The organism is Candidatus Hydrogenedentota bacterium (assembly GCA_013359265.1).
In the GTDB taxonomy this organism is placed as follows: Bacteria; Hydrogenedentota; Hydrogenedentia; order Hydrogenedentales; family SLHB01; genus JABWCD01.
The window spans coordinates 28,659-52,316 of sequence record JABWCD010000004.1; the positions used below are offsets into that span (position 1 = coordinate 28,659).

At 59.5% G+C, this 23,658-nt stretch carries 23 protein-coding genes; 14 read left to right on the plus strand and 9 right to left on the minus strand.

Features of this window, described 5'->3' with window-relative positions:
* Nucleotides 1–365 precede the first annotated feature (365 nt).
* The 11 genes from HUU46_03885 to HUU46_03935 all read left to right on the plus strand — a co-directional run bounded on the left by HUU46_03885 (nt 366) and on the right by HUU46_03935 (nt 9,326).
* Complete coding sequence (locus HUU46_03885; GenBank protein NUM52763.1) at nt 366–3,179, plus strand: Hpt domain-containing protein; 2,814 nt, start codon at nt 366–368, stop codon at nt 3,177–3,179.
* Nucleotides 3,180–3,242: 63 nt separating this feature from the next.
* Nucleotides 3,243–3,770 carry a purine-binding chemotaxis protein CheW gene (locus HUU46_03890; GenBank protein NUM52764.1) on the plus strand — a complete coding sequence of 176 codons (528 nt, stop codon included), beginning with the start codon at nt 3,243–3,245 and terminating at the stop codon, nt 3,768–3,770.
* A 36-nt stretch (nt 3,771–3,806) separates the two neighbouring features.
* Entirely contained in the window at nt 3,807–4,280 is a 474-nt protein-coding gene (locus tag HUU46_03895; GenBank protein ID NUM52765.1) for a chemotaxis protein CheX, read from the plus strand.
* Nucleotides 4,281–4,293: 13 nt separating this feature from the next.
* Nucleotides 4,294–4,659, plus strand: coding sequence for a response regulator (locus HUU46_03900; protein NUM52766.1), 366 nt, complete (start codon nt 4,294–4,296; stop codon nt 4,657–4,659).
* A gap of 171 nt (nt 4,660–4,830) precedes the next feature.
* Complete coding sequence (locus HUU46_03905) at nt 4,831–5,178, plus strand: chemotaxis protein CheD (protein ID NUM52767.1); 348 nt, start codon at nt 4,831–4,833, stop codon at nt 5,176–5,178.
* Nucleotides 5,179–5,205: 27 nt separating this feature from the next.
* Complete coding sequence (locus HUU46_03910; protein ID NUM52768.1) at nt 5,206–6,006, plus strand: methyltransferase domain-containing protein; 801 nt, start codon at nt 5,206–5,208, stop codon at nt 6,004–6,006.
* A 58-nt stretch (nt 6,007–6,064) separates the two neighbouring features.
* Nucleotides 6,065–6,541 carry a chemotaxis protein CheD gene (locus tag HUU46_03915; protein ID NUM52769.1) on the plus strand — a complete coding sequence of 159 codons (477 nt, stop codon included), beginning with the start codon at nt 6,065–6,067 and terminating at the stop codon, nt 6,539–6,541.
* Nucleotides 6,538–7,383, plus strand: coding sequence for an HDOD domain-containing protein (locus tag HUU46_03920; protein ID NUM52770.1), 846 nt, complete (start codon nt 6,538–6,540; stop codon nt 7,381–7,383). The genes HUU46_03915 and HUU46_03920 overlap by 4 nt, the downstream gene beginning before the upstream one ends.
* Nucleotides 7,384–7,399: 16 nt before the next feature.
* Nucleotides 7,400–7,789: a response regulator gene (locus HUU46_03925; protein ID NUM52771.1), complete on the plus strand. Its 390-nt coding sequence runs from the start codon at nt 7,400–7,402 to the stop codon at nt 7,787–7,789.
* Nucleotides 7,779–8,240, plus strand: a complete 462-nt coding sequence (locus HUU46_03930) for a chemotaxis protein CheX (protein ID NUM52772.1) — start codon at nt 7,779–7,781, stop codon at nt 8,238–8,240. The genes HUU46_03925 and HUU46_03930 overlap by 11 nt, the downstream gene beginning before the upstream one ends.
* Nucleotides 8,241–8,288: 48 nt before the next feature.
* A complete protein-coding gene (locus HUU46_03935) occupies nt 8,289–9,326 on the plus strand; it encodes a chemotaxis response regulator protein-glutamate methylesterase (protein NUM52773.1) in 1,038 nt (345 codons plus the stop codon).
* A gap of 15 nt (nt 9,327–9,341) precedes the next feature.
* Here the strand turns inward: HUU46_03935 and sixA are convergent, their stop codons facing one another.
* From sixA to HUU46_03950, 3 genes are all read right to left on the minus strand, one after another.
* Entirely contained in the window at nt 9,342–9,803 is a 462-nt protein-coding gene (sixA, locus tag HUU46_03940) for a phosphohistidine phosphatase SixA (protein NUM52774.1), read from the minus strand.
* A gap of 162 nt (nt 9,804–9,965) precedes the next feature.
* Nucleotides 9,966–10,469: a hypothetical protein gene (locus tag HUU46_03945; protein NUM52775.1), complete on the minus strand. Its 504-nt coding sequence runs from the start codon at nt 10,467–10,469 to the stop codon at nt 9,966–9,968.
* A gap of 171 nt (nt 10,470–10,640) precedes the next feature.
* Nucleotides 10,641–10,817 carry a hypothetical protein gene (locus HUU46_03950; GenBank protein ID NUM52776.1) on the minus strand — a complete coding sequence of 59 codons (177 nt, stop codon included), beginning with the start codon at nt 10,815–10,817 and terminating at the stop codon, nt 10,641–10,643.
* A gap of 205 nt (nt 10,818–11,022) precedes the next feature.
* On the opposite strand from HUU46_03950, the gene HUU46_03955 reads away from it, so the two are divergent.
* Nucleotides 11,023–12,285, plus strand: coding sequence for a hypothetical protein (locus HUU46_03955; GenBank protein ID NUM52777.1), 1,263 nt, complete (start codon nt 11,023–11,025; stop codon nt 12,283–12,285).
* A gap of 6 nt (nt 12,286–12,291) precedes the next feature.
* Here HUU46_03955 and HUU46_03960 read toward each other — a convergent pair whose 3' ends face one another.
* The 5 genes from HUU46_03960 to HUU46_03980 all read right to left on the minus strand — a co-directional run bounded on the left by HUU46_03960 (nt 12,292) and on the right by HUU46_03980 (nt 18,019).
* On the minus strand, nt 12,292–12,786 hold the full coding sequence (locus HUU46_03960) for a hypothetical protein (protein ID NUM52778.1): 495 nt from the start codon (nt 12,784–12,786) through the stop codon (nt 12,292–12,294).
* 69 nt (nt 12,787–12,855) lie between these two features.
* Nucleotides 12,856–13,737, minus strand: coding sequence for a sugar phosphate isomerase/epimerase (locus HUU46_03965; protein ID NUM52779.1), 882 nt, complete (start codon nt 13,735–13,737; stop codon nt 12,856–12,858).
* A 161-nt stretch (nt 13,738–13,898) separates the two neighbouring features.
* Nucleotides 13,899–15,008: an esterase family protein gene (locus HUU46_03970; protein ID NUM52780.1), complete on the minus strand. Its 1,110-nt coding sequence runs from the start codon at nt 15,006–15,008 to the stop codon at nt 13,899–13,901.
* Between the two features lie 27 nt (nt 15,009–15,035).
* The gene (locus HUU46_03975) at nt 15,036–16,787 is read right to left on the minus strand and encodes a hypothetical protein (GenBank protein NUM52781.1); all 1,752 of its coding nucleotides are present in this window, start codon (nt 16,785–16,787) and stop codon (nt 15,036–15,038) included.
* A 128-nt stretch (nt 16,788–16,915) separates the two neighbouring features.
* Complete coding sequence (locus HUU46_03980; GenBank protein NUM52782.1) at nt 16,916–18,019, minus strand: exo-alpha-sialidase; 1,104 nt, start codon at nt 18,017–18,019, stop codon at nt 16,916–16,918.
* 442 nt (nt 18,020–18,461) lie between these two features.
* Here HUU46_03980 and HUU46_03985 point away from each other — a divergent pair, with 442 nt between their 5' ends.
* Both HUU46_03985 and HUU46_03990 read left to right on the plus strand, forming a co-directional pair.
* A complete protein-coding gene (locus HUU46_03985; protein NUM52783.1) occupies nt 18,462–19,910 on the plus strand; it encodes a hypothetical protein in 1,449 nt (482 codons plus the stop codon).
* 79 nt (nt 19,911–19,989) lie between these two features.
* Nucleotides 19,990–21,360 (plus strand): arylsulfatase, encoded by a 1,371-nt coding sequence (locus HUU46_03990; GenBank protein ID NUM52784.1) that lies wholly within the window; start codon nt 19,990–19,992, stop codon nt 21,358–21,360.
* A gap of 339 nt (nt 21,361–21,699) precedes the next feature.
* Here HUU46_03990 and HUU46_03995 read toward each other — a convergent pair whose 3' ends face one another.
* On the minus strand, nt 21,700–23,643 hold the full coding sequence (locus tag HUU46_03995) for a sulfatase (GenBank protein NUM52785.1): 1,944 nt from the start codon (nt 23,641–23,643) through the stop codon (nt 21,700–21,702).
* Between the last annotated feature and the right edge of the window lie 15 nt (nt 23,644–23,658).

A 23,658-nucleotide genomic window follows, 5' to 3' on the forward strand; every position in this document is an offset into this window, starting at 1 on the left:
ACAGCAAAGACGTGCACTATCCGTTGCGTCACATGAAGTTCCATAGGTTCCTGTCGATACAGGCCGATCGCGTGAAGAATCCTCCCGCCGTGCGCTAATGGGCTAACGTACCCATTTAAGTCTTAAGACTCGCATTGCCCAACCGAAGTTCGTTCTCCCGGCGCTGACTCCCCGCGCACCGCGATCCGCATTGCCGCGTGTGATCAAACACAACATATTGTGTTCAAAGTTTTGATCGCATACGAAATATAAGTTGACACCGAAAACCCCGCATGATATTGTGGTTTTTGTGCTAATGCTTAGGGAAAGTAATGCCTGTCCGTATGGTGAGCGCTCGGAGTCTTAACAAAGGCTAACCTGCTTAAGTGGATAATTCTAAACTACTTGCACGAATAGAGGTACTATCCGAGGCGCTTCTACTTGCCGATGCGTCCGACATCGATATCTTCGCCAAAGCGCATGACGAATTTTTGGAACTCGCGGCGTGGGCAGATCGGTGCAATCTGACGGCACCTGCGAGTGCATTGCGTGGGGCATGCGAACTGATCGAGCGCCTTGTTTTGGGAGAGGTGCCAGAGCCCGCGGCCGCCGCGGACACCATTATTCAATGCCTGAGTGCGATTCAACACGTTGCCCGCGACGGCTGCTCCGCTTCGGATGCGCGATTCCCGGCCGAACTGCTTGGCGCCGGCGCCCAACAGACAGGGGCTGACCCCGCAACGCGGGGAAAGAGTCAGACAACCGGCACCGTATCGGACCGCTCGCTTTTGCCAGAGTTCATTAGCCATGCCAAGAACACGCTCTCGGAGATTGAACCGCTCATCGTCCAAGCGGAAAGGCACCCAGCGTCCCGAATCGTGAGCCAGGTCCGGCGCGCGATACATACGCTTCAAGCGGAGGCGGCGTTTGTTGGGCTTAACCAAATGTCAGCGGCGCTCCGTGCAACGGAGGACGCGATCGATCGCGCCGGGGGCGATCAATTACCCGGTGGGATTCTCGATGCAATCGAGTGGGTGCGACGCAGCATTGCCGCGTGCGAAGGCAAGGGGGACGACGCCGGGAGTCCGGAACCGTTCTTGACGCGGTTTGGGACCGAACCGATCGAAACGCATGACGGCGAACTGCAAACGCAAGCGCGCGTCGAGCATCCATCGGAAACTGACCCGGACTTGCTGCGCGAGTTTGTGGCGGAGGCGCGCGAACACCTCGACAACGCGGACATACATTTGTTGAACGTCGAGACCGACCCGCGAGACAGCGACGCCATTAATGCGGTATTCCGCGCGTTCCATACGATAAAAGGTGTGGCGGGCTTTCTCGCGCTCGAACAGATTCAATCGTTGTCCCACGAGGCGGAGAACCTGCTTGACAAGGCGCGCAAAGGAGAACTAGACCTCCAAGGCAACTATATCGACCTAACATTCGATGCCGTGGACATGATGAAGCGGTTGGTCGCGAATGTCGACTGTGCGCTTTCATCGGGTGCAGTACTGGCTTCCGAAGATGGAGTGGGCGCGTTGGTGGCGCGCCTGCATGCTGCCGTAACGGGGCATCCGGCGCTTCAGTCCGGCGACGCCATAGCGGCGAAGGGGCAGCGAAAGCGGGTTGGCGAAATTCTGGAGAGCGCGGGAAATGCGACGCGCTCGACGGTGGAATCGGCGTTGGCGGCGCAGGTGCGAGCCGAGGCGCCGCCATTGGGCGAATTATTGGTCCGCGAGATCGTGATTTCGAGGGCGCAGCTAAACCAAGCTCTGGAGATTCAAAAGCGCGAAGGCTATACGCGGCGTCTGGGCGAGATCCTCGTTGCGAGCGGGATGGCGCGAACGGACGACATATACCGAGCCATCGGAAAACAACACAATGCCGCGCCGGAGCCGATTGGGGCGACACTTGTTCGGGCCGGCGACGTGTCCGCAAAAGTAGTGGCGCGGGCCCTTCGCGGCCAACGTCAACAGCAGCCGGTGGTTGACGTACGCGAGCCGGTCAAGGTGGATGCGGAGCGTCTGGACAAACTGGTCGATCTGATCGGCGAATTGGTGATAGCCGAATCGATGGTCTCGCAGTCGACGGAGCTGTCGAAGGTCACATCGCAACAGCTCGCGCGCCGAGTCAATCAGTTGGACAAGATTACGCGCGAACTTCAGGAAATCGGTACATCGCTGCGAATGGTCCCGGTGCGCGCGACGTTTCATAAGATGTCGCGGCTCGTCCGGGACCTTGCCAAGAAATCGGGGAAGTTCGTTGAGTTTGTTACGGAAGGCGAGGATACCGAGCTTGACAAGACGGTTGTGGACAAGATCGGTGATCCGCTGGTTCACATGGTGCGGAACGCTGTCGACCACGGCCTCGAAGCGACGCCCGAGGAACGTGTGGGAGTGGGCAAGACCGAAACCGGCCATGTGACGCTCCGGGCGTTTCATAAAGGAGGCAGCATATACATCGAGGTCGAAGACGACGGGCGCGGTCTCGATCGCGAAGTTATTCTCGCAAAAGGCAGGGAGCGTGGGCTCGTGCGCGATGGAGACGCTCTGTCCGATCGCGAGGTTTTCGGTCTGATTTTCGAACCAGGATTCTCGACGGCGAAACAAATTACCGACGTCTCCGGCAGGGGCGTGGGTATGGATGTGGTGCGCCGTAACGTCGAATCGTTGCGCGGGCAGATCGACATACAGAGCACACCCGGCGTTGGCAGCAAATTCAGCATACGCCTGCCGTTGACACTTGCGATCATTGACGGAATGGTCATTCGTGTCGGGCGCGAGCGATACATCGTACCGACGCTTTCGGTGCATCGATCGATCAAACCAAATCCGGAGCACCTCAACACAGTGGTGGATCGCGTCGAAATGTTGACGCTACAGGGCAGGCACATTCCCCTGTTCCGATTGCATCGCCTGTTCGAGATCGAGGGCGCCGAGACCGATCCGCTGAACGCTCTCGTGTTGATCCTGGAAGACGAGGGCAGGCAGGTGGGCCTCATGATAGATGAACTGCTGGGTCAGCGGCAGATCGTCATCAAGTCGCTTGGCGACGCGATGAAGGGAATTGACGGAATCGCCGGTGGTGCAATTATGGGGGACGGAACGGTCGGGCTAATTGTCGACGTGGGCGGAGTTGTTCGTATGGCACAGAACGGGGCTGGGGCGCTTGGAATGCAGGCATGCGGTTCCGCGGCGTGACGGAATGGCCCCGGCGATATCAACAGTTGTGGCCGTGACCACGCGGGACTGGAGGACGATGTTATGACGAATGCAGTTGCAGACGCACCCGTTGCCGCGGGCGGCCACGTGGCGGCGCACGATCGTGCGGGCCAGTACTTGACGTTTTGCCTCGGCCCGGAAGTGTATGGCATCGAAATTCTGAAAGTGCGGGAAATCATCGGAATGATGCCCGTGACGAAAGTGCCGCGGACGCCGAACTTCGTTCGTGGCGTAGTCAATTTGCGCGGAAAGGTCGTTCCCGTCATTGAACTGCGGGCCAAGTTCGAGATGGAGCGGATCGATGACACTGGCATGACGTGCATTATCGTCGTGCAGGTGTCGGGCGCGGCCCAGAAAATCACGATGGGAATCATCGTCGACGCCGTCGCCGAGGTAGTGGCGATTACCGGCGATCAAATCGAGCCGGCGCCCCAGTTTGGGTCCGGCATTCGGACAGAGTTCATTCTCGGGATCGGAAAGGTTGCGTCCAAAGTAGTCATACTGCTCGACATCGACAAGGTACTTTCGTGGGGGGAGCTGGCGAACCTTGACGAAGCGGCGCACGCTTAGTCTGACCGTGTTCGCGAACGCGGTGGAGAGGAGTACATGCAAGCCAGACATATCAACCCGTTCATCGAGGCGGTCTACGAGCTTTTTCAAACGATGCTGAAAGGGACCGTGGAGCGCGGCCCCATTGGCGTTACCGACGGCGGCGCGCATCCGAACCACATACTCGCGATCATTGGAATCAGCGGGCCGACGCGCGGCACAGTGTCAATCGGGTTTCCGGAATCTACGGCGCTGGCGATCGTCGGCAGAATGCTCGGCGCGCCGGTGAATCAACTGGACGATACCGTCTCGGACGGCGTGGCCGAAGTCGTGAACATGGTGGCGGGAAGCGCGAAGGCAAAGTTGAATGCGAACGCGGACACTCCGCTCGACCTGAGTTTGCCGACGGTGGTGCATGGCGAGCGCTATGACGTGCAGTACCCATCGAAGTCGGTGTGGCTCGAAGTGCCATTCAAGAGCGAATTGGGCAGTTTCAATCTGCGCGTGACGTTCGAAACCACACCTATGTGAGGGGATACATCGGATGAAAGCATTGGTAGTCGACGATTCCGCAGTCATGCGCAAGGTACTCATCGGAGCACTGGGGCGCGCGGACATTACGGAGGTCGACCAGGCCTCGGACGGCAAGGAGGCCGTCGAGGCGGTGATGGCGGCTGACTACAACCTGGTATTGATGGACTGGAACATGCCCAACATGCTCGGTATCGACGCGGTCCGCGCGATTCGAGCAGCGGGCAAGACGATGCCGATCATCATGGTGACGACGGAAGCGGAAAAGAGCCGAGTGATTCAGGCCCTCAAAGCCGGCGCCAACAACTACATCATCAAACCGTTCGAATCGACTACCATCGTTTCGAAAATTCAGGAGGTGCTGGCCAAGGCGTCGTAACTGGAAGTTCATGCAGCGCGCGCTCGGTTCGACATGCACTTAATAAAACGACATACCTACTACGTGGAGCCCGGCTACGTGTATTTCAGCAAGAGAGCGACCTTGCTTCGGGCCGTCGTCGGCAGTTGTGTTGCGGTATGCTTGTGGGACAAACGGAACAAATGCGGTGGGATGAACCACTTCATCAAACCTGCCGCACAAGACAAAGGCGAAGCGACGCCCGTGTACGGCAACGCGGGCATTACCGCGCTCGTCAAGTTGATGGAGGACGCCGGGTGCGAGAAGGCCAACGTGGTTGCGCACATACTGGGCGGCGGCGCGCCGGAGGGGGAGCGATCCCCAACGCTGGGCGAGCGCAATGTCGCGGCGGCCCGCGAGGCGTTGTCCCGCAGGCAAATCACCATATTGGCGGAAGACACCGGCGGACCGTTGGGCAGGAAGATTGTCTTCGACACGGGCACGGGGGAGTTGGCGGTGTTGAAGACAACGAATGTCAGGACGGGGGATTGGTACGCATAGCACGATGTGGACTGGATGTAGACTCGCGTGGAACGAAAGACCTTCGACAAGTTTCGGTCACTGATCTATCAAAAATGCGGAATAGCACTCGGCGACCAGAAAGAAGCACTCGTTTCCGCCCGCATTGCGAAACGCATGTGCGCGTTGAATATCGAGTCGCAAGAAGCGTATTACAACGCCGTCGTGAAGGACACGACGGGCGCCGAATTGGTTCGGTTTATCGATGCAATCTCGACAAACTATACGAGCTTTTTCCGCGAACCGATTCACTTCGACATGTTGACCCGGATGCTTGCTGCGTGGAAAGCGCAGGGACAGCGCCGGTTTCGTATTTGGTGCGCCGCCGCATCGACGGGGGAAGAGCCGTACACGTTGGCGATCACCGTCAACGAAGCCATTGGCAGTCTGGGTGTTGACGTGAAGATACTGGCAACGGACATATCGACTCGGGTTTTGCAGAAGTGCCAAGAGGGGCGCTACGACGGAAACCGCATGTCCGGGGTAAGGCACGATTTGCGGCACAAATACTTCGAGGAGGTTCGCGAAAATGGGCAGGCCGTGTTCGAAGCGAGGGACACGCTTCGCACGCTCCTTGTGTTTCGACGCCTCAACCTGTCTGCACCGCCGTTTCCCATGCGCGGGCCGTTTGACGCAGTGTTTTGCCGCAATGTGATGATCTACTTCGATAGCGACGTGCGTACGCGGCTCGTGTCCGAGATACACAGATTGTTGAAGCCAGGCGGGTACTTGATGGTTGGTCACGCGGAGAGCCTCACCGGATTGGACACGGGATTTAGACCAGTCCGGCCATCGGTGTATGTCAAATGAGAAGGAGCAGCAACGTACAATGGAAACGGCCAAGGCTGGGAGGCGGGGAGAATTCTCCATGCAACTGACCGTTGGGATATCCGAAATGAAAGTCTCCAAGAACCCCGGCGATACGCTGGTCACGTATTCGCTCGGGTCGTGCATCGGTGTGGCGCTCTTCGACCCGGACGCCGGCGTCGGCGGGCTTATACATTGCATGTTGCCGTTATCGCGGCTCGACCCGACGAAGGCGCAGCAGAACCCGCAGATGTTCACGGACACCGGCGTCCCCGCATTGATTCAGTCGTTGTTGGACAAGGGTGGAACGCGCAAGCGCATGATCGCGAAGGTTGCCGGCGCGGCGTCGCCGCTCAACGACAATGGAATGTTCAAAATCGGCGAGCGCAACTATACGGTCCTACGCAAGGTATTGTGGAAAAACGAAATCCTAATTGCGGCGGAGGACGTTGGCGGGACCATTGCGCGAACGATGACCCTGTGTATCTCGAACGGGAAGACGACGATCCGGTCCGGCGGAACGGAGCGCGAGCTATGAGCCAACGCGAGGAGATTCTGGCGCGCGTTTCGTCGATTACGTCGCTTCCGACGTCCGCGACGCAAATGCTGGCGCTGGCCAACAATCCGGAAACGCAAATCGAGGACGTGCAGCGGACGGTGGAATACGATCCCGGTCTCGTGACCAATTTGCTGCGCCTCGCCAACTCGGCGCATTTTGGGACCGGCAGCGCGATCAATAGCGTTCGCGAGGCCGTTGTCCGGCTTGGGTTCAAGCGCGTGTTTCAAATTGCGATGACCTCGGCGGTCGCGCCGATCGCGCAAAAGGAAATTCGCGGGTACGATCTTCCGCGCAACGGTTTGTTGCGCCACAGCGCGGCGACCGCCCTGGCCGTCGAGTACTTGCCCAAACGGTTGAGCATGCGCGTACCCGATGCGACCTATACGGCGGGGCTGCTGCACGATCTCGGCAAGATCGTCCTGGGCACGTATCTCGAGGTCAACTCGGCGCCGATCGTGTTAAAGGCGTATCGCGAGAGCATCTCTTTCGAGATGGCGGAACAACAGGTACTGGGCACGGACCACGCCGAGGTGGGGGCGGCGCTGCTCGAATACTGGAAGTTACCGCAAATCGTAGTCGATGCGGTGCGCTGGCACCACGCCCCCAACCGCTTTCCGCACGAGGACAAGACGGTTGTGGACCTCGTCCACGTCGGCGAACACGTTGCGCGGATTTGCGGTACGTCGTCGTCCACGGACGGCATGAACTATTCCGTGTGCATCGAGTCGCTGGATCGGCTCAAGGTTGTTCCAGACGTTCTCGAAATCGTAGCGAGCGACGTGCTGAGTTCGCTTGAAGAGATATGCGCGATCTTCAATTAGATAGGGGGGACTCACTATGTCAGTAAGCGTTCTGGTCGTCGACGATTCGGAGACCGTCCGGGCAATCATCGAGAAGACCATGCGAATGGCGGATGTTCCGCTCAAGGAGTTGTTCACGGCGGCAGACGGGCAAGAAGCGCTTGACGTGCTGAAGCACAACTGGATCGATCTCGTCCTGACCGATATCAATATGCCGGTGATGTCCGGCGTGCAACTAATCGAACACATGAGCGCGGACGACGATCTCAAAGGTATTCCAATTGTCGTTGTGTCGACCGAAGGAAGCAGTACGCGAATTGAAGAACTCAAGGCAAAAGGGGTTCGCGCCTATATCCGCAAGCCGTTTACGCCTGAAAAGTTTCGCGAAGTGTTTATCGAGTTGTTGGGGGTGAACGATGAACACTAATCTCAAGGACGTCGTGAACGACGTGTTCCCGCAAATGCTGGAATCGCTGACGTTCATGTTCGCGGACCCGGACGAGGGTGTGTCCCCTCCGGGAATGCCGCACGACGCCGTCCTGGTGCGGATCGCGTTCTCCGGGGAACGCAACGGCGCAATTGAGATGGCTATTGGCCGTTCGCTCGGATTGGAGATGGCCGGAAACCTGCTTGGCCTCGAACCGCAGGCCGACAACGCCCAGAAATACGGCGACGACGCCTTGCGGGAGCTGATGAATGTCACGTGCGGACACATCCTGACCGCGATGGCCGGCGACAGGCCGGTGTTTAACCTCACAATTCCAAGTATTTCTCCCATGGACGGCGCGGACTGGGATGCGTTGTCGCGCGATGAGAGCGCAGCCCAGTTCTCCATAGACGGACGGCCAGTGCGAATGCGCGTCCAATTGGAGGCATAAAAGATAAGAGGTTCCGCCGTGAGTCAAACCGCTGCCTCAACTTTCTCGATGGGCAAGCGAATTCGTGTACTCGTGGTAGACGATTCTGCGCTCGTTCGAGAGATTCTATCGCGCGAGCTTGCGCGCGACCCCGACATTGAAGTGGTGGGTACCGCACCCGATCCCTACGTTGCCCGCGACAAGATCGTGGCGTTAGCGCCCGACGTCATAACCCTGGACATCGAAATGCCGCGTATGGACGGGCTGACGTTTTTGCGCAAACTGATGCGCCATCATCCGATGCCCGTCATTGTCGTGTCTTCGCTCACTCCCAAGGGCGGCGACTTGGCGCTCGAAGCCTTGGATGCCGGCGCGGTCGAGGTCATGTGCAAGCCGGGCGCCTCGTATACGGTCGGGGACATGTCGGTCGCACTTGTCGACAAGATAAAAGCTTCCGCGCGCGTGATTGTCGCCAAGCGCGAAGGGAAGGCGCCGGGCGCGGGTGTACCGCAACGGCTCTCGATGTCGCGCACGACGCACAAAGTCATCGCCATCGGAGCGTCGACGGGCGGTACCGATGCGCTGACTACGATACTGACCAGTTTGCCGCCCGATGCGCCGGGCATCGTCGTCGTGCAGCACATGCCGGAACACTTCACGCGCTCGTTCGCGAACCGCCTGAACGAACTCTGCGCCATGGAAGTCAAGGAAGCTGAAGACAACGACACCGTCGTGCCCGGCCGGGTGCTCGTTGCGCCGGGCAACTACCACATGCTGCTCCGCCGCAACGGCGCGGTCTACTGCGTGAACGTGAAGCAGGGGCCGCTCGTTTCGCGCCATCGTCCGTCGGTAGACGTGTTGTTCAAGTCCGTCGCGAAGTATGCAGGCAAGAACGCCGTGGGCGTATTGTTGACGGGTATGGGCGCTGACGGCGCGGATGGAATGCTCAAAATGAAGGAGCAGGGCGCGCTGACCATTGCACAGGACGAAGCGACGAGCATAGTGTTCGGCATGCCCAAGGAAGCCATCGCCCGTGGCGCCGCGCACCATGTTGTCGCGTTGCAGAATGTATCGGCCACAATGCTTCAACTCGCACAACAGGGCTGAGGCGGCCGCGCCGCGTCAATCGCGCAGCAGTTCCGGCACAATCATCCAACGCACGCGCCACTGTTCTTCGCCGGCGCATTCGAGCGCGACGATTCCGCCGCGTTGAAATTGAATCGGATTGTGGCCACCTTTTGCGCGCAATAGCTCGGCAGCCAGCAATGAAAGATGGGGGAGGTGGCCTGCGATCGCCACATCGCACTTTGCCTGCGCGATCTGCTTCAGCGCGGACCGAATATCGTCGTCCGGCCGCAGTCGATCGCGCTCTTCAACAGTCCCGCCCGTTGCACGGGCCAAGATTTCCGCCGTTTCGCGCGCGCGCGTCTTGCCGCTGTGCCACACCTGAGGAATTTGCACCCCGGCTGCGGCAACACATCTCGCTACGCGTTCTACATGAGCCCTGCCCTGTTCGCTTAGCGGACGGTCGGGATTTACGTCCTTGGCGACGGCATCGCCGTGTTGCATGAGGTATAGAAACATGACAGACCCTCCTCGCCTATCGGCCCCCAATATGATCTACCCGAGGCAGGGTCAAAGGAAAGCGGATTCGCGATACGCGCGTGGACGGAAAGGAGTGTTCAGGTTCGGGAACCGGGACCGCAAAACCGTTTGCGTGGCCGCAGTATCGATTTTGAAAACGCGTTAGTCGTAGTCGCTGGCAGGATGCTCTTCGCCTCCGTGCAACGGAACGCGGGAGAGCGCGGTGGTGAGCACGTCGACGATGAGATCGTTCTGGCTCTTACCTTCGGCTTTTGAGGCCAGCCGTATTGCTTCGTAGAGATCGGCGGGTACTTTGATGGCCATTTTCCTCAACTCGTATATGTTGGTGGGGTGGGGCGCGATTGGGTGCAGCGAGGAGCTTCCGCCATGCGCAAATAACTCCTCTTGTGACGGCGGTACCGGTTTCATGTGGCTCAGGTCGTCTTCCGGAAAGCAGCCCTGCAAAATCTCGAAATTGGACATGCCCTCATGAATGAGGTCCTGGATGTGCCCGCGTCCGCCCATCGCACGCAGGTGCTTTACGATCCCCGCGGGCGTCATGGCATATCCGCTTTGCTGGATAAACTCGACAGCAGCCAAACCTTCGAGTCCGCGACGCACGGCCTCGATGACACGTTCCTGTTTGGCGCGGATCTGTTGGATCACGATGCGCTCCGAATGTCCTATGACTTCCCGTGGAAGTATAGTAAATTATTGACAGAAATGCAAGACATAATAGACGCGTTCGATACCCAATCACTCTGGCACCAAACAAAACAAAAGACACCACAAGCGCATGCCTGCGGTGTCAAGGGCGTCGAACGAACTCGTACGGATTTACGACTCGAGCAAGGTGCTCGGTTGGCACTTGTCGTCAACCCACGTGAGCAGGGGAATGCCGCCGCCCTTGACCGTGAGTAGGCCCACCACCGTTGCTGCAACCGTGCATAGGACATCCTGCCAGACGGCCGCGCTACGGGGAGTTTGCTTCGAGATTTGCCTAATGTGCTTCATACCAGAACGACCTCCTAAGGCGGTTCAACCAAGTCGAGTGCCATCGCACGGCGCAGCATTGGCCCGCCGAGCTTGTCAATAGATTACCAACGGCGCGGCGTTTTGTCAATAGTTTTCTCCGCCGCCACCCCCTATCTATACTTGCCGGATTGAAGGGTATTACGCTAATGTCCGGCGACCGGGTGGAACCCGCGTAAGGGGGCTTATGCGTCATCGTATTACTTTCTTCGTCTCGCTTGTGGGGGTGTTGATTTCCGTTGCGGCGTCCGCTGACTCGGATTTCGGCGGATTCCTCGTAAAAGATGGGAAGGCCCTGTTCCCGATTGGTTTCTACGAACTGCCGGGGGACGATGCGGGCCTGCGCGCGATGGCTGACGCCAGCGCCAACATCATCCGCTGTGGTTCACGGGCGGACCTGGATCGGGTCGAGGCGGTGGGCATGCTGGGCTGGGTTCCGCTTCCGCTGCACACCGGCGTGACTGATGAGTTGCGCAGGCAGGTTGCCGAACTGGTGGACCACCCGGCGCTCGCGGTGTGGGAGGGCCCGGACGAGGTGGTCTGGAACTTTACCGCATTCAGCGGCCTGCACAAGTCGATGGGGGTATACGAAAACGCCAATGAATGGTGGGAGCAGACGCCGCGCGCAATCGAATACTCCGAGTCCGAAGCGGCAAGGATTATTCCGAATATGCGCGCCTCCGCCGAGTTGATCCGTTCGATTGACGGAAAGCGCAGGCCCGTGTGGATGAACGAGGCGCTCCGCAGCGATGCAAGATTTGTGCGGCAGTACCTGCCGTTCATCGATGTCGTGGGCTGCGATATCTATCCGGTGAAGACATCGGATCGGAATATCGAACGCATGGGCAGCGCGACAGACCGTTGGATGCAGATTGCCAAGGGCAAACCGGTGTGGATGGTGCTGCAGGCGTTTTCGTGGGACGAACTCGGCGCGGAGTATGCCGACCGCGGCAACGCGTACCCGGCATTTGCCGAATCGCGGTTCATGGCATACGACGTTATTGCTCACGGTGCGCGAGGCATTATGTACTGGGGCTCGCACTATCTGAAATCCGATGCGTGCCGTTGGTCGATTTATTCGCTGGTATCGGAATTGGCCGCGCTCAACTCCTTCCTGGTCGCGCAGGACGAAGCCGGTGTGAAACTCGAACTGATCGAACTGACCGACGAGCGAACCGGCCTGGGTGTTCACATGATTGTGCGGCGATCCGGCGAGGACTGGCTTATCGCGATCGTGAACGAAGACGGTGTCGCGCGGATGGGCGTCGAAATCTCGGGCTTAAGTGCAATAGACGGACGCGACGTGATGCTGCTCTACGGAGACGAAACCCACCGCGTTTCGGGCGGCGAGATCATCGTCCGCCTGCAACCAAAGGAAGTGAAAGTGTACTGTACGTCGCGGGCGTTCGAGTCGGAGCGCCGGGAATATCGCGACTTCGCCGGAAAGTAGGACGGGTTATGCGGGGGACTGTTTCGGTTTGGGCGTCGCTACAAAAATCGTGGCTTTGTTGGTAGTCGATTTGCCCTCGCTTGCCGCTACTTCCTGCGACGGATAGGAAATCGTATATTCCGTTCCGGCAACCAGCACCTTGGCGGAGTCGTCCCTTCGCAGATCGATGGACGTGGTTTCCATTCTCGAGATGATGTCGAGAACGACGTGACTGTCGTCGCCATCCTTCAGCAATATCTCAAACAGACCGGGGCCGTTGCGGTGGGCAACCGGAAACTTGTCCCCGATGGCGGCCGAACCCATGAGCATGATGGTTTCGCCCCTGGAACCGGGCCACTCGGAGAACGAGGTCCATACGGCCCCGCGCGAGGATTCAAGCCCGTTCGTTGGCGGCGATCCCGGTACAAACCGCAGGCGAACAACCTCCGCCGATCGTGCATTGTCGTTGGTGGCGCAACCGGCCGAAACCAGGCAGCAAAGCAATACGATTCGAATGCGCATCTGCATACCCTCCGCGCCAATCAGTAGTAGTATTCAAGCAGCGAGATTCCAATGCAAGAGGATCGACCGTCAATTCGTTGACGTTTCGGCCGGCGCGAAGGTGCGTTGCAGATACTTGCGATTCGCGATGTAGCTCTCGATGACGTCGCCGCCGGGCGGGACGGCGCCTTCAATTTGCACCGGGCCCGAGTAACCGATGTCGTCAATCGCGGCGCGGACTTTGGCGAAATCGACGCGACCCTCGCCGAGCAGCGAGCCGTCTTCCTTCATGTGGAACTCGCATATTTGCCCTTGTTTGCCAAGCCAACGGATTTCCTTGTCGATGTCGTAGCCACGCTCGGTCGAGTTGGCGACGTCGTAATAGACCTTGACCGACGGCGAGCCGACGCGGTCAATGATGCGCATATGGTCTTCGGCGCTGAGCCAACTTTCGATGCCGAGGACGACGCCCTTCTTCTCGGCTTTGGGAGCGACGTCCCTAAGGCGCCGCACGGTTTCGTCCGTGCCGGCGGGGTCATTGCGAAGGTCGCCGTGGTGAAAGAACGCGAGCAGCACCACGCGGCAACCCAGCGCCCCGCAAACGTCGATGCTGTCGCTGACCCAGGCGATCGTGCGCGGATCGCTTTTGTATGGAATGTTGTTTAGTTCGCCGATGGCAAGCGACAACACTTCGATGCCCGTCGTCGCGACTGCGGCTTTGTATTGGTCCTGCATTTCGGTGCGGCGAAGGTGCATGTCGTTGGCCAGGTTTCCAAGACTTACTTGCACCCCGTCGAGGCCAATCGTCTTGGCTATATCAAGCGCCGCCGGGTTTGCCGTCATACCTATGGACCAGTCACACGCGCCGATCTTGATGCGAGGCTTGGTATTTGCCGCACGGCCCGGGGCGAACGAGCCGAGAGCAGCGGCAGTCAGCGTTCCGGCGATAAACTGGCGCCGACTGGTTGACATGATCCAAAAGGCTCCCCGAGGTTAATGAACAGTATAGCCGGAGTTTCCATCCGATCGTACGAGCGCGCGAGCATTTTGGCAAGCGGGCGCCCGTTCACAACTACATTGTAGTTATACAGCCACATAGGGTCGGGACGTGCGCGTTGCCGGTGCATGGCGCCCTACGGTTTGGTCAATGGGTACCCCTGCCAAACATACTCGAGCGCTTGAGGGAGCAGTTGCTCTTTTACACTACGCTCGCAATGTCTGGCGTTGCGGGCGAAGGTGAACTGGTACGCGTACCCTTTGCCGGCGAGGGCTTTGGCCATGCGTTCGTTGGCGAGGACCCAGTCGTGCATATCGTCGCGCATGATGTTGGGATTGAGCAGGTCCTTGTCGCCGACGTGCATCCAAATGCGGAGCGGTTTGACGGGGCTGTTCGGGATGATGGTTTCGTGGAAGCCCCATGCGCCGTGTGGCGTGTCGGGGTTGTACGGCCATTGCTGATTCACGAAGGTGCCGGAGAACGAGAGCACGCGGCGGTATAGATCGGGCCGGTACCAGGCCATGATCATAGCGCAGGCGCCGCCGGAACTGCAGCCCATCGTGGCGCGGCCGTTGGGGTCTTTCGTGAGTATCACATTGCACCTGGCTTCGACAAGCGGCAACACTTCGGTCTCGACGAATTCCGCGTAGTTGCCGGACATGGTGTCGTATTCGAGGCCGCGTTGGCTGCCTTGGGCGTCGCCACTGCCGTTGCCAATCGAGATGGCGATCATGACCGGGACGCGCGCTTGCGCGATTAGATTGTCGAGCGCGGTAAACAAAAGCGGATCGGGGCCGTCCGCACCGATGATGAACGGCGCTTCGGCGCCCAACACGTATTGTTGCGGGACGTATACGGCGACTTTGCGCGTGTACGGCGCGGGGCGGCTCGTGGTGACGATGAGCTTCGCGGGGTTGTCGGGATCGGGCGCGCCGAAGGTATCTTTGTCGCGCGCGATGCCGGGATAGATTTTGCTGTCGGTCGATCGCATGACGAGTTCGTGAATCGTGCCGTGTGGAACATCGTCGCGGACGATCATCTCCGGCGCGGGATTGTGCGTGGGGCCGATGATGAAATTGCCATTTGCATTGACGGGAGGGACCGCGCCGTCGGGCAGTTCGGTTGCCTCGACGTATCCCGGCGTGTGGGGATCGCGTGCTGGCGGCTCGGGGCGTGGCGTGGCGGCGTGCGCGGCGAACAGGCCCGTCGTGGCGCTTGCGAGCAGTAGTGCGCGGGCAAGTCTCATTCTCACGGTTCGAGGGTCCTCCTTCGTTTAGCGTCTTCCCTGGCGATCGACGGCGCGTTTCAAGGGTGGGCGCACACGGTGGTGATACGGATCGTCGGTTTCAATCTCGCAGTGGTAAAGCTCGACCAGCCGCAGCATCGCGGCGTCCGCGGCGGGAGATTCGAGGCCGCCGCCTGCGAACCGTTCGCGATCGAGGATTGTGCGGAGGTGGAGGATTTCCCAGCGCCAGTTGCGTTTGGCCCAATCGGGCAGACGGCCGTGCACGTTTTCCGCGAGCTGTGCGGCTCGCAGCACGGCGGCCGTGTCGACCGGCTTCTTTTGATACGACGCGCTCGCGGCGAGTTCTAAATCCGCGACGATGACCTGCACATCTTCGGTTACGCCCGGACCGAATTCGTACGCGATGTATTCCGCCAATGTGTCGCGCGAGGTCCGATCGGGGTCCCAATAGAATTGCGCGACGACGGCCTTGTTCATGTCTTCGTAGATGCCCTCGCTGTACGGGAACCCGCCTTGGACCACGTCCTTTACCTGGTCCCACAGACGTTGATAGCGCGAAGGCAGCGGATTGGCGCCGACGCCTCCCCACGGCGAGTTGCCCCACATACTGATCTCGGGGAAGTTGAGCAGGGGCAGGTTGCCGGGCACGCCGTGGTCCAGCGGATAGCGCGGGAAGTCTTCGTGAGAATCGGCGAGGATGTAATCGAGCCATTCGTTTCCTTTGGCGAGACTGTCCGCCAGACCTTGCCATTCGCCTTCGGGCGGCGTATCGAACATCCATGTGCTGAGGACCGATTTTAGATTGGGGAAATAATTGCGGCCGAGTTCCGCGAAGTCGCGCGAGATATTGAGATAGCCGTTCGATCCCCACGGCGCGCACTTCGCGCACGCGCACCCGCCCTCGTCGTAGGGCCAGAACACGACGATGTCAAGTCCGACGTCCGAGAGTTCCTCGTACAAACGACGCGCGTTGCGCATGAGGTACGCATGGCCTTCCGGAACGCTTGGGCAAATTGGATGTCCGCTGTTGCCGCGGCGGCGTGTGGGGTCCGGCAGGGGCGTCGCGCGGATTTCTTTCGGGGCGCCGATGAACATGGTGTTGTTTACGCCGGTGGCGAACTGGATGCCCAACTCGTGGGCGGTTTTCGCGTACGTGCGCAGCATTTCCATCGCGGAGGCGGCCTGGGGATCGTCCCAGTCGTGCAGGTTGATCATCGGGAAGATTACCTTGACGGCATTCACGCCCCACAGCGCCAAGTCTTCCATGTAACGCGCGATTTCAGGCGGAGACGCCTGGTGGTACCAATTGTGGAAGTGCGAGGCGAAATACATGCCGCGAAGCGAACCACGGGGCGAGGAAGTCCCGCGCCATGCGGACGCATTGAACTCTCCGCCCGCATACTCTGACGTGCGCAGAAATTTTCCGACGCCGTACAGCAGGCCCGATGGCGATCCGCCGCAGACGCGGATCGCGGTATCGTGGGCATCGATGCGAAATGACTCAGCGGATAGTGCGTCATCAACCGTCAGGATGAGACCCGGATCGCCGGTTGACTCGATTACGTGGGCCGAAGAGCGCTGCTCGATGCGGTCCTTCAGAATCGCGGCGGTGCGGGCAACGAGTGGATGATTCTTGTTCGCGACGTGTACGCGGACGCGCTGCTTGGCATTGTCGCCTCCGCGATCCGGAACGTTGCGGTGCGCGCAGCCGAGCATGCCCACGCCCAGTGTGGTGAGCGCACTATGTGTAAGAAATGCTCTGCGACCGATTGTTTGCACGTCCAATCTTTGCTCCCATTCCGTTCGAACATGACTCGCCATACTTGCACACCTCGTGAGATTATGGCCATGGAATCGCGCGTCGAGCGCGGGAGGTGCTCATAACCGAATAGTGAATGCGTGCGCCATCACTCTTCCTGCATTGCCGGGTCCCAGATGGTCGCGGCGATGTAGCGTTCCTTTGCGGTGGCGTCGTTGTAGTAGGTGCAGGTGACAATTTTTCCGTCAGGGCGTTGGGCGCTGCGTGGATAGCCGAGGTCCCAGCGGGCGCCGTCGTGGCGCACGATGATTTCGTTGCTCCAGGTTTGGCCTTCGTCGCTGGAGAGGATTGCGCGGACACCGTAGGGGGCGTGGCGCCAGCCGTAGATCAGCGCGAGCCGGCCGTCGGCAAGCCGGATGAGGCTGGCGGGATTTCCCGCGTTGTCGATTTTGGGTTTGTCGAGCAGGTACCACGACTTGCCCTCGTCCGGCGAGAGGTAGGCGTCGAGCCACCACGATTTTTTCCCATCGAATTGTCCGCCGTGGCGGATGATGGAGAGGAATGCGCCGCTTGCGAGGCGGACGGTGGACGGCATAATCGCGTAGCCGTACGTGTTCACGGGCGGCTGTTTGCCAATCCATCCGACGTGCTGCCATGTAAGGCCGCCATCGCGCGTGCGCGCGCAATAGGGCCACCCCTCCTTGCCATCGTCTTTCGGCGACGTGAGGAACACAAACATGTCGTGTTTACCGTTCACGATGTAGTCGGTGCGCGCGAGCAGGCCGGGCCGGTCAAAGGTGGGAAAGGAGAAGGGCCCGTTCCATGTCTTGCAGCGGTCCGTGCTGAAGTAGAAAGCGGCGTTCTGCGATCGGAACTTGAAGGCGAAGTCCGGATGCGTGAAATCAATCGCTTCGTGTAATGCAGTCGGCTCGGTTTCCTTCTCATCGTCGTTGAGGAACGACGGCTTCTCGATAGTCCACGATTCGCCGCCGTCGAGCGTACGCGCCTGGCGTTGCGTCTGCGGGGGCTTGATGGGGTGGCCGCCAATCTTGTCGTTGTCGAATGTACCCACGACGAACCCGACGACCATTTCATTACCCCAGGCCCACATGCCGTTGTTTGCGGGCCAGCCGGCGAACTTTTCGGTTTCCTTGAACACGACAACGTTTTTGACGGACGCAGGCCATTGCGCGAATGCGTTAGCGTCTGCAAAAAGTAATGCGGCAATTAAGGTCGTGGCGATGCGGGCCATGAGAAATCCCCCTAACTCAGTTCGCAACTGATTCGTCAATCATACCAATGCTCGCTTGTCGCGGCCACTGGCCAAAGGAGCAATGCCAGTGCATCTGCAGGACGATGTGGTTGTGCCTTGATCGTGTCCTGGATCGGTGGGATATTGAATACGAGGGGGGTAATCCGGTCTAGTGGTTCATACGGTCTGCATTTGATTGTGCATCGGGCGGCGCCGTGGGAGGAGGAATCTCAAATTTCAGGTTGAAATTTCAAAAGGGTGAAGACATCGGGAGTCGGGGCGGTGGTCGATCAAGACGAGATGGATCGGGAGGAAAGGTACTGCCACGTCTCAACGAGCGCAGAGACGCGTGGCTCATCGAGACGGCGCGGTACGACGCCCTTGCGGAATCTCAGATGAAATGAATCAGTAGGATTGCATGAAGAGGTCGGGAGGGCATCGGGTGAACACTAGCGAAATCGCGGGTAAGCAAAGTACGGGCATACCGTGGTGGCCGACGGTGGTCTGTGCGTCGCTTGCCGGCGGGATGGGGTGGGGGATACGCGGCCAGTATGGACACGAAACCGGCGCGATGATCGCCGGCGTTCTCGTGTGTCTCGTAATTGCACTGACATTGTGCCGCAATGCGCGAGCGCTGGACGTTGCGCGCGCGGTTGCGCTTGGAACGATCGCGATGGGGTTTGGCGGCACGGAGACGTACGGGCAGACGGTTGGCCTGACGCAGAATCCCGAGTTGATCGGCAATTGGTCCGCGTTTACGTGGGGAATGATTGGTCTCGCAATTAAGGGCAGCGTGTGGATTGGGTTCTGCGGACTTTTTCTTGGGATGGGACTCGGCGGCACGCGCTACACGGCGATCGAAATGCTTGTCGCAATGTTGTTGAGCCTCGCTGCGTACTGGGCGGGTGTATGGCTCCTGAATTCGCCGTTCGACCCGGAAAGCAAACGCTTGCCCGCGCTGTATTTTTCCGCGACGTGGGACTGGTACCCGAACAAGGCCGATCCCGAACCGCGATACGAAGCGTGGGGCGGAATCTGGTTCGCCTTCCTCTTTGTCATGTTTTATACGCGCGTGCTGCGAAAGGACGGAATGGGGTGGCGCCTGGGGTTGTGGGGCGTTTTGGGTGGCGCGCTGGGGTTCCCGTTGGGACAATGCATTCAGGCTTATCACGCGTGGAACGCCGAGTCGATGAAGGAAGGAATTTGGCCGATTCTGAATTATTGGAACTTCATGGAGACGACGTTTGGTCTGGTCATGGGCGCGATGCTCGGGTTTGGAACGTGGCTGCACCGAAATCGAATTCGGCTAATCGAGTACGATCGCGACGAGTGGATGACGCTGCCGTGGGAGTGGACATTGCTTATCGTCCACTGTGCATTGCTCGTACTATCGGAATTCTGGATTCCGATAGAGTTAATCGGAACTGTCTATGACCTCGGACTCGTTATGGGTGTGATACCGCTGATGGCAATCGCGGGCGGGCGTCTGTGGCCATACTTTGCGATATTTCCCGTTACGCTGATGCCCATTGCGGGCAAGACGCTGCGCAATCTCGGATACGAGGAAGGAGCGATATCCATCGTCAGCGGGTGGCTTCTGTACGTAATCGTTCCGATGGCATTGGCGATTGTGGCGGTGGCATGGTATGGACGCGCATTCAACCGCAATCGAAATGCGTCCGAATTCGCCCGTGGTGCGTTGCTGTTCTGCGCGTGGGTTTACTTCCTGTTGAATTACGCATTCTTCCGGTTTCCGTGGCCGTGGGAAAAATGGACGGGACGAACGCCCAACGCGATCGTCTTTATGTTCTGCATCGCCGCCCTGACGTGGCTTGCATTGTCAGCGCGTCGCGCGTACAGATCACCGCAATCGCCGGCGGGCTCCGTCTAGCGGCGGTTACAGAAGGAGCGCATTCTCGATGATTACACGGCGTTCTTTTTTGGGCCGACTGGGGGCGAGCGCCGCGACATTGGCATCGACACGGGGATATGCGTCGCCCGCGGAGGCAAAGCCCCCGAACATCGTGCTTATCTTGGCAGACGACCTGGGGTATGGACACCTCGGCTGCTACGGGCAGAAGCACATTCGCACGCCGCACATCGATCAACTCGCCCAAGATGGAATGCGGTTTACGCAAGCGTACGCGGGGTGCTCGCAGTGCGCCCCGTCGCGCAGCGTGTTAATGACGGGCTACCACTCCGGGCATACGCCCGTGCGCGGGAATAGCGGCGGCATATCGTTGCGCGACGAGGACGTTACCGTCGCGGAAGTGTTGAAGCGCGCAGGGTATCGAACGGGGCTGTTCGGAAAGTGGGGGCTTGGCGATGCGGATACGCCCGGGGTCCCGAACAAGCAAGGATTCGACGAGTTCTTCGGATATCTGCACCAGAAGCACGCGCATTTCTATTATACGGACTACCTCTGGCACAACGATGCTCGGTTTGCTTTGCCGGGCAACGTTGACGGCAAGCGCGAACAATACACGCCGGATGTGATTCTCGATCGCGCGCTCGACTTCATTCGCGAATCGCGCGAGGGGCCATTCTTCTGTTTCGTCTCGTCCACCATTCCACACCATGAGTGGGCGGTGCCAAAATCGTCGTTGAAGGAGTACGCAGGAAAATTCGACGAACAACGGCCGGAGTTCCGCTGGCGCGAGGGATACGCCTTCCCGAAGGAACCCAAGGCGACGATGGCGGCGATGATATCGCATCTGGACAAGAGCGTTGGCAAGCTGGTGGGGCTTCTCGACGAGTTGAAACTGCGCGACGATACGCTTGTACTGTTTACGTCGGACAACGGCCCCGATTCCTACTCGATGACGAATGGGGAGTTCTTTGAGGCGAGCGGGCCATTGCGTGGCCGCAAATACGAGCTCTACGAAGGCGGAATCCGGGTACCAGCCATAGCGCGGTGGACGGGAACCATTACTGCCGGTGTCGACAACGATTTGCCCATACATTTCGCCGACATCATGCCGACCTTCGCCGAGTTGGCAGGCGATCGTTCCCTGCCGCCGAGCGATATTGACGGGATTTCCGTTGCGCCAGCATTGCTGGGTGCGAGGCGCGGTGGCGTGCAGGAAAAGCGCGAGTTCATGTATTGGGATTTGGATTCCGGCAGCCGGGCCGTGCGCATGGACGAGTGGAAACTCGTCTTACCGAAGCGGGACGCGAAGTTGGAATTGTACGATTTGAAGTCCGATATTGGCGAATCGCGCGATGTATCTGCCGACCACCCGGATGTGGTGGAGAAGATGCGCGCGTGCATGGACGCCAATTACACGCCGCCGCCGCCGCAGATCGAGCCGCCTATTCCGGACGGACGCCAGTACCGCTAAGGCGGTTCAAGTCTGTCCGTACCGCTTGCCTTGCTCGTAACCCGGTCGAGAACAGGGGGAAGGTAACGGGACTGTAGCCGATTTCGCGTCGAGGGACTACGCATTGACTGCGAGCCGGGCCCGCGTAACCGGGGAATGTCCTCTCCCCGAGCGGCGCATCCAAGCTTGAACTGACCTAGAACCGAATGCACGCGTCGTGTCCGCCCTTCATGACGGTGGCGCATGTAAGGAAGTGTCGCCCTCTTGGGTCTCGCCCACAGTCCATATGCCGTTTCCTTCCTTCGGCGCGGAAGAACACGTTCTTCTTCGTCACGACGTCTGTCTGTGCGGCATCGCGCATCAACGCCGCACAGCGGGTAACCCAAGTGCGTGACGGGCGACGCGCGACGGGTAGTTGCGCGGGTCTTCCGGGTTTTCCGAAGCGGCACGTAATGCGGCGAGCATCGTGTCCGTTTTGGGATCGATGCGCTCGAGTACCTGGCATGCGGCGAGGCGCACAAATACGTTCGGTTCGTCCATGGCGCGCAGTGCGACCGGGATCGCCCGATCGGGCGCTCCAAGTTCCGCGAGCGCGCGAGCCGCAGCGACACGCACGGTGACGGAGTCGTGGTCCAGCGCGGCGGTTAACGCGTCGAGCGTTGCGGCGTTTGCCGTTCGCAGATTCGCCAACCCGAGGGCGGCCCAGTAGGCGACGCATACGTCCGAGTCCGTGAGCGCGGCGAGCAACGTGTTCGCCGCAGTGGGGCCGGCAATCGCGATGGACGCAATGGCGCGATAGCGTAGCAGTTTCTTCGGACCGTTGAGATCGTGAATGTAGTCGTTCAACTCGCTCCCGAAAACAGAGACGATCACGCCGTTCGGTGTGTCGTATTCGGGATGGTTGTTGTCGCGTAGGTCTGGCTGTGCCGCGGGCAGAAAGCGGTGCAGTTCCGATTCGGGGACGAGTCCCAGATCGCTTTCCTCGTCGAGCCAAGCATCCATAGCTTTGCGCAGTTCGGAAAGTTTCCTCGCATGCGTCGGGTCGTCTGCGAGGTTGTGAAGTTCGTATGGATCGTTTTCGGTGTCGAAAAACTCCTCGACGGGTTTGGTATCGCGAAAGAACAGTTTCTGGTTTTCGTCAAGGCCGTTCGCGGCCTCAACGCGCCGCAATTCCTGCATGATCGGCCAGCTCTCGCAGTAGGAGAGATATTGGTCGTAGGGTTTGGTGGGTTCGTAGTTTCGAATGTACTTATACCGCTTGTCGCGCACGGCGCGAATGATATCGTAGCGTTCGTCCATGCGGTCGCGCGCAGCGTAGATGTACTTGCGTGGCTTTCCTTCGTGCTTGCCGAGGAAGGCGCTGCCTTGCATGTGTTCCGGCTGATTGACGCCGGCAAGAGACAGCACGGTTGGCGCGAAGTCGACGAAGCTGACCAAGCGGTCTGTGGTGGTTTCCGGCCTGAGGTGTTTGGGCCAGCGCACGAGTAGCGGCACGCGAAGTCCCGAGTCATACATCCACCGCTTTGCGCGCGGGATGCCGTCGCCGTGATCGCCGAAGAAGAAGACGACGGTGTTTTCGGCCAGGCCGTCTTCTTTGAGTTGCGTCAATAGATCGCCCGCCCACACATCCATCGCGGAGACGCAGTCGTACATGTGGGCCCAGTGTTTTCGGATGAGTTCGGTGTCGGGATAGAAGGGGGGAAGCGCGGCCTTTGCGGGATCGTGCAGGCCGCCTGGGATGCGTGCTTCGAGCGCTTTCGGGATGCTGTTCAGATTGCCGATCTGCGATTCGTGCGTGACGGTGGAGTTAAACACCGCGAAGAACGGTTGGTCCGGGTCTTTCCGATTTCGCCAGTGCGCATCTTTGCTGTTTGCGTCCCACGCATCCCGTGGCACGGCGAAGTTGTAGTCCGTCTTGACGTTGTTCGTGCAGTAATATCCCGCACGGCGCAAGTATGCCGGGAAACATCGCACATGGTCCGGCGGCGTGTTGTCGCATCGCATGTGACAGGTGCCGAGGGTGGTGGGGTACATGCCGGTGATGAGACACGAGCGGCTGGGAGCGCACACGCCGGAGACGGAAAACGCATGCGTGTAGCGAAGGCCTTCGCGCGCGAATGCGTCGAGGTTGGGCGTATTGGCGTAGCTATCACCGTAGCAGCCGAGATGGGGCGACATGTCTTCGCAGGTAATCCAGAGGACGTTGGGGCGTCGCTCCGCTGGCCGTGCGTGGGCGATGGCACTGGCGGTGGCCGCTCCCGCGGCGGTCTGTGCGACAAAGGATCGGCGTGTGATTTTGTCCACGAATTCTTCCCCCGA

Bases quoted from the DNA above. Each gene is read 5' to 3' on its own strand.
- HUU46_03905 (NUM52767.1), top strand. From the start codon at position 4,831: ATGAACCACTTCATCAAACCTGCCGCACAAGACAAAGGCGAAGCGACG.
- HUU46_03935 (NUM52773.1), top strand. From the start codon at position 8,289: ATGGGCAAGCGAATTCGTGTACTCGTGGTAGACGATTCTGCGCTCGTT.
- HUU46_03960 (NUM52778.1), bottom strand. From the start codon at position 12,786: ATGCGCATTCGAATCGTATTGCTTTGCTGCCTGGTTTCGGCCGGTTGC.
- HUU46_03980 (NUM52782.1), bottom strand. From the start codon at position 18,019: ATGGCCCGCATCGCCACGACCTTAATTGCCGCATTACTTTTTGCAGAC.
- sixA (NUM52774.1), bottom strand. From the start codon at position 9,803: ATGTTTCTATACCTCATGCAACACGGCGATGCCGTCGCCAAGGACGTA.
- HUU46_03890 (NUM52764.1), top strand. From the start codon at position 3,243: ATGACGAATGCAGTTGCAGACGCACCCGTTGCCGCGGGCGGCCACGTG.
- HUU46_03965 (NUM52779.1), bottom strand. From the start codon at position 13,737: ATGTCAACCAGTCGGCGCCAGTTTATCGCCGGAACGCTGACTGCCGCT.
- HUU46_03970 (NUM52780.1), bottom strand. From the start codon at position 15,008: ATGAGACTTGCCCGCGCACTACTGCTCGCAAGCGCCACGACGGGCCTG.
- HUU46_03955 (NUM52777.1), top strand. From the start codon at position 11,023: ATGCGTCATCGTATTACTTTCTTCGTCTCGCTTGTGGGGGTGTTGATT.
- HUU46_03900 (NUM52766.1), top strand. From the start codon at position 4,294: ATGAAAGCATTGGTAGTCGACGATTCCGCAGTCATGCGCAAGGTACTC.
- HUU46_03950 (NUM52776.1), bottom strand. From the start codon at position 10,817: ATGAAGCACATTAGGCAAATCTCGAAGCAAACTCCCCGTAGCGCGGCC.
- HUU46_03925 (NUM52771.1), top strand. From the start codon at position 7,400: ATGTCAGTAAGCGTTCTGGTCGTCGACGATTCGGAGACCGTCCGGGCA.
- HUU46_03915 (NUM52769.1), top strand. From the start codon at position 6,065: ATGCAACTGACCGTTGGGATATCCGAAATGAAAGTCTCCAAGAACCCC.
- HUU46_03920 (NUM52770.1), top strand. From the start codon at position 6,538: ATGAGCCAACGCGAGGAGATTCTGGCGCGCGTTTCGTCGATTACGTCG.
- HUU46_03895 (NUM52765.1), top strand. From the start codon at position 3,807: ATGCAAGCCAGACATATCAACCCGTTCATCGAGGCGGTCTACGAGCTT.
- HUU46_03930 (NUM52772.1), top strand. From the start codon at position 7,779: ATGAACACTAATCTCAAGGACGTCGTGAACGACGTGTTCCCGCAAATG.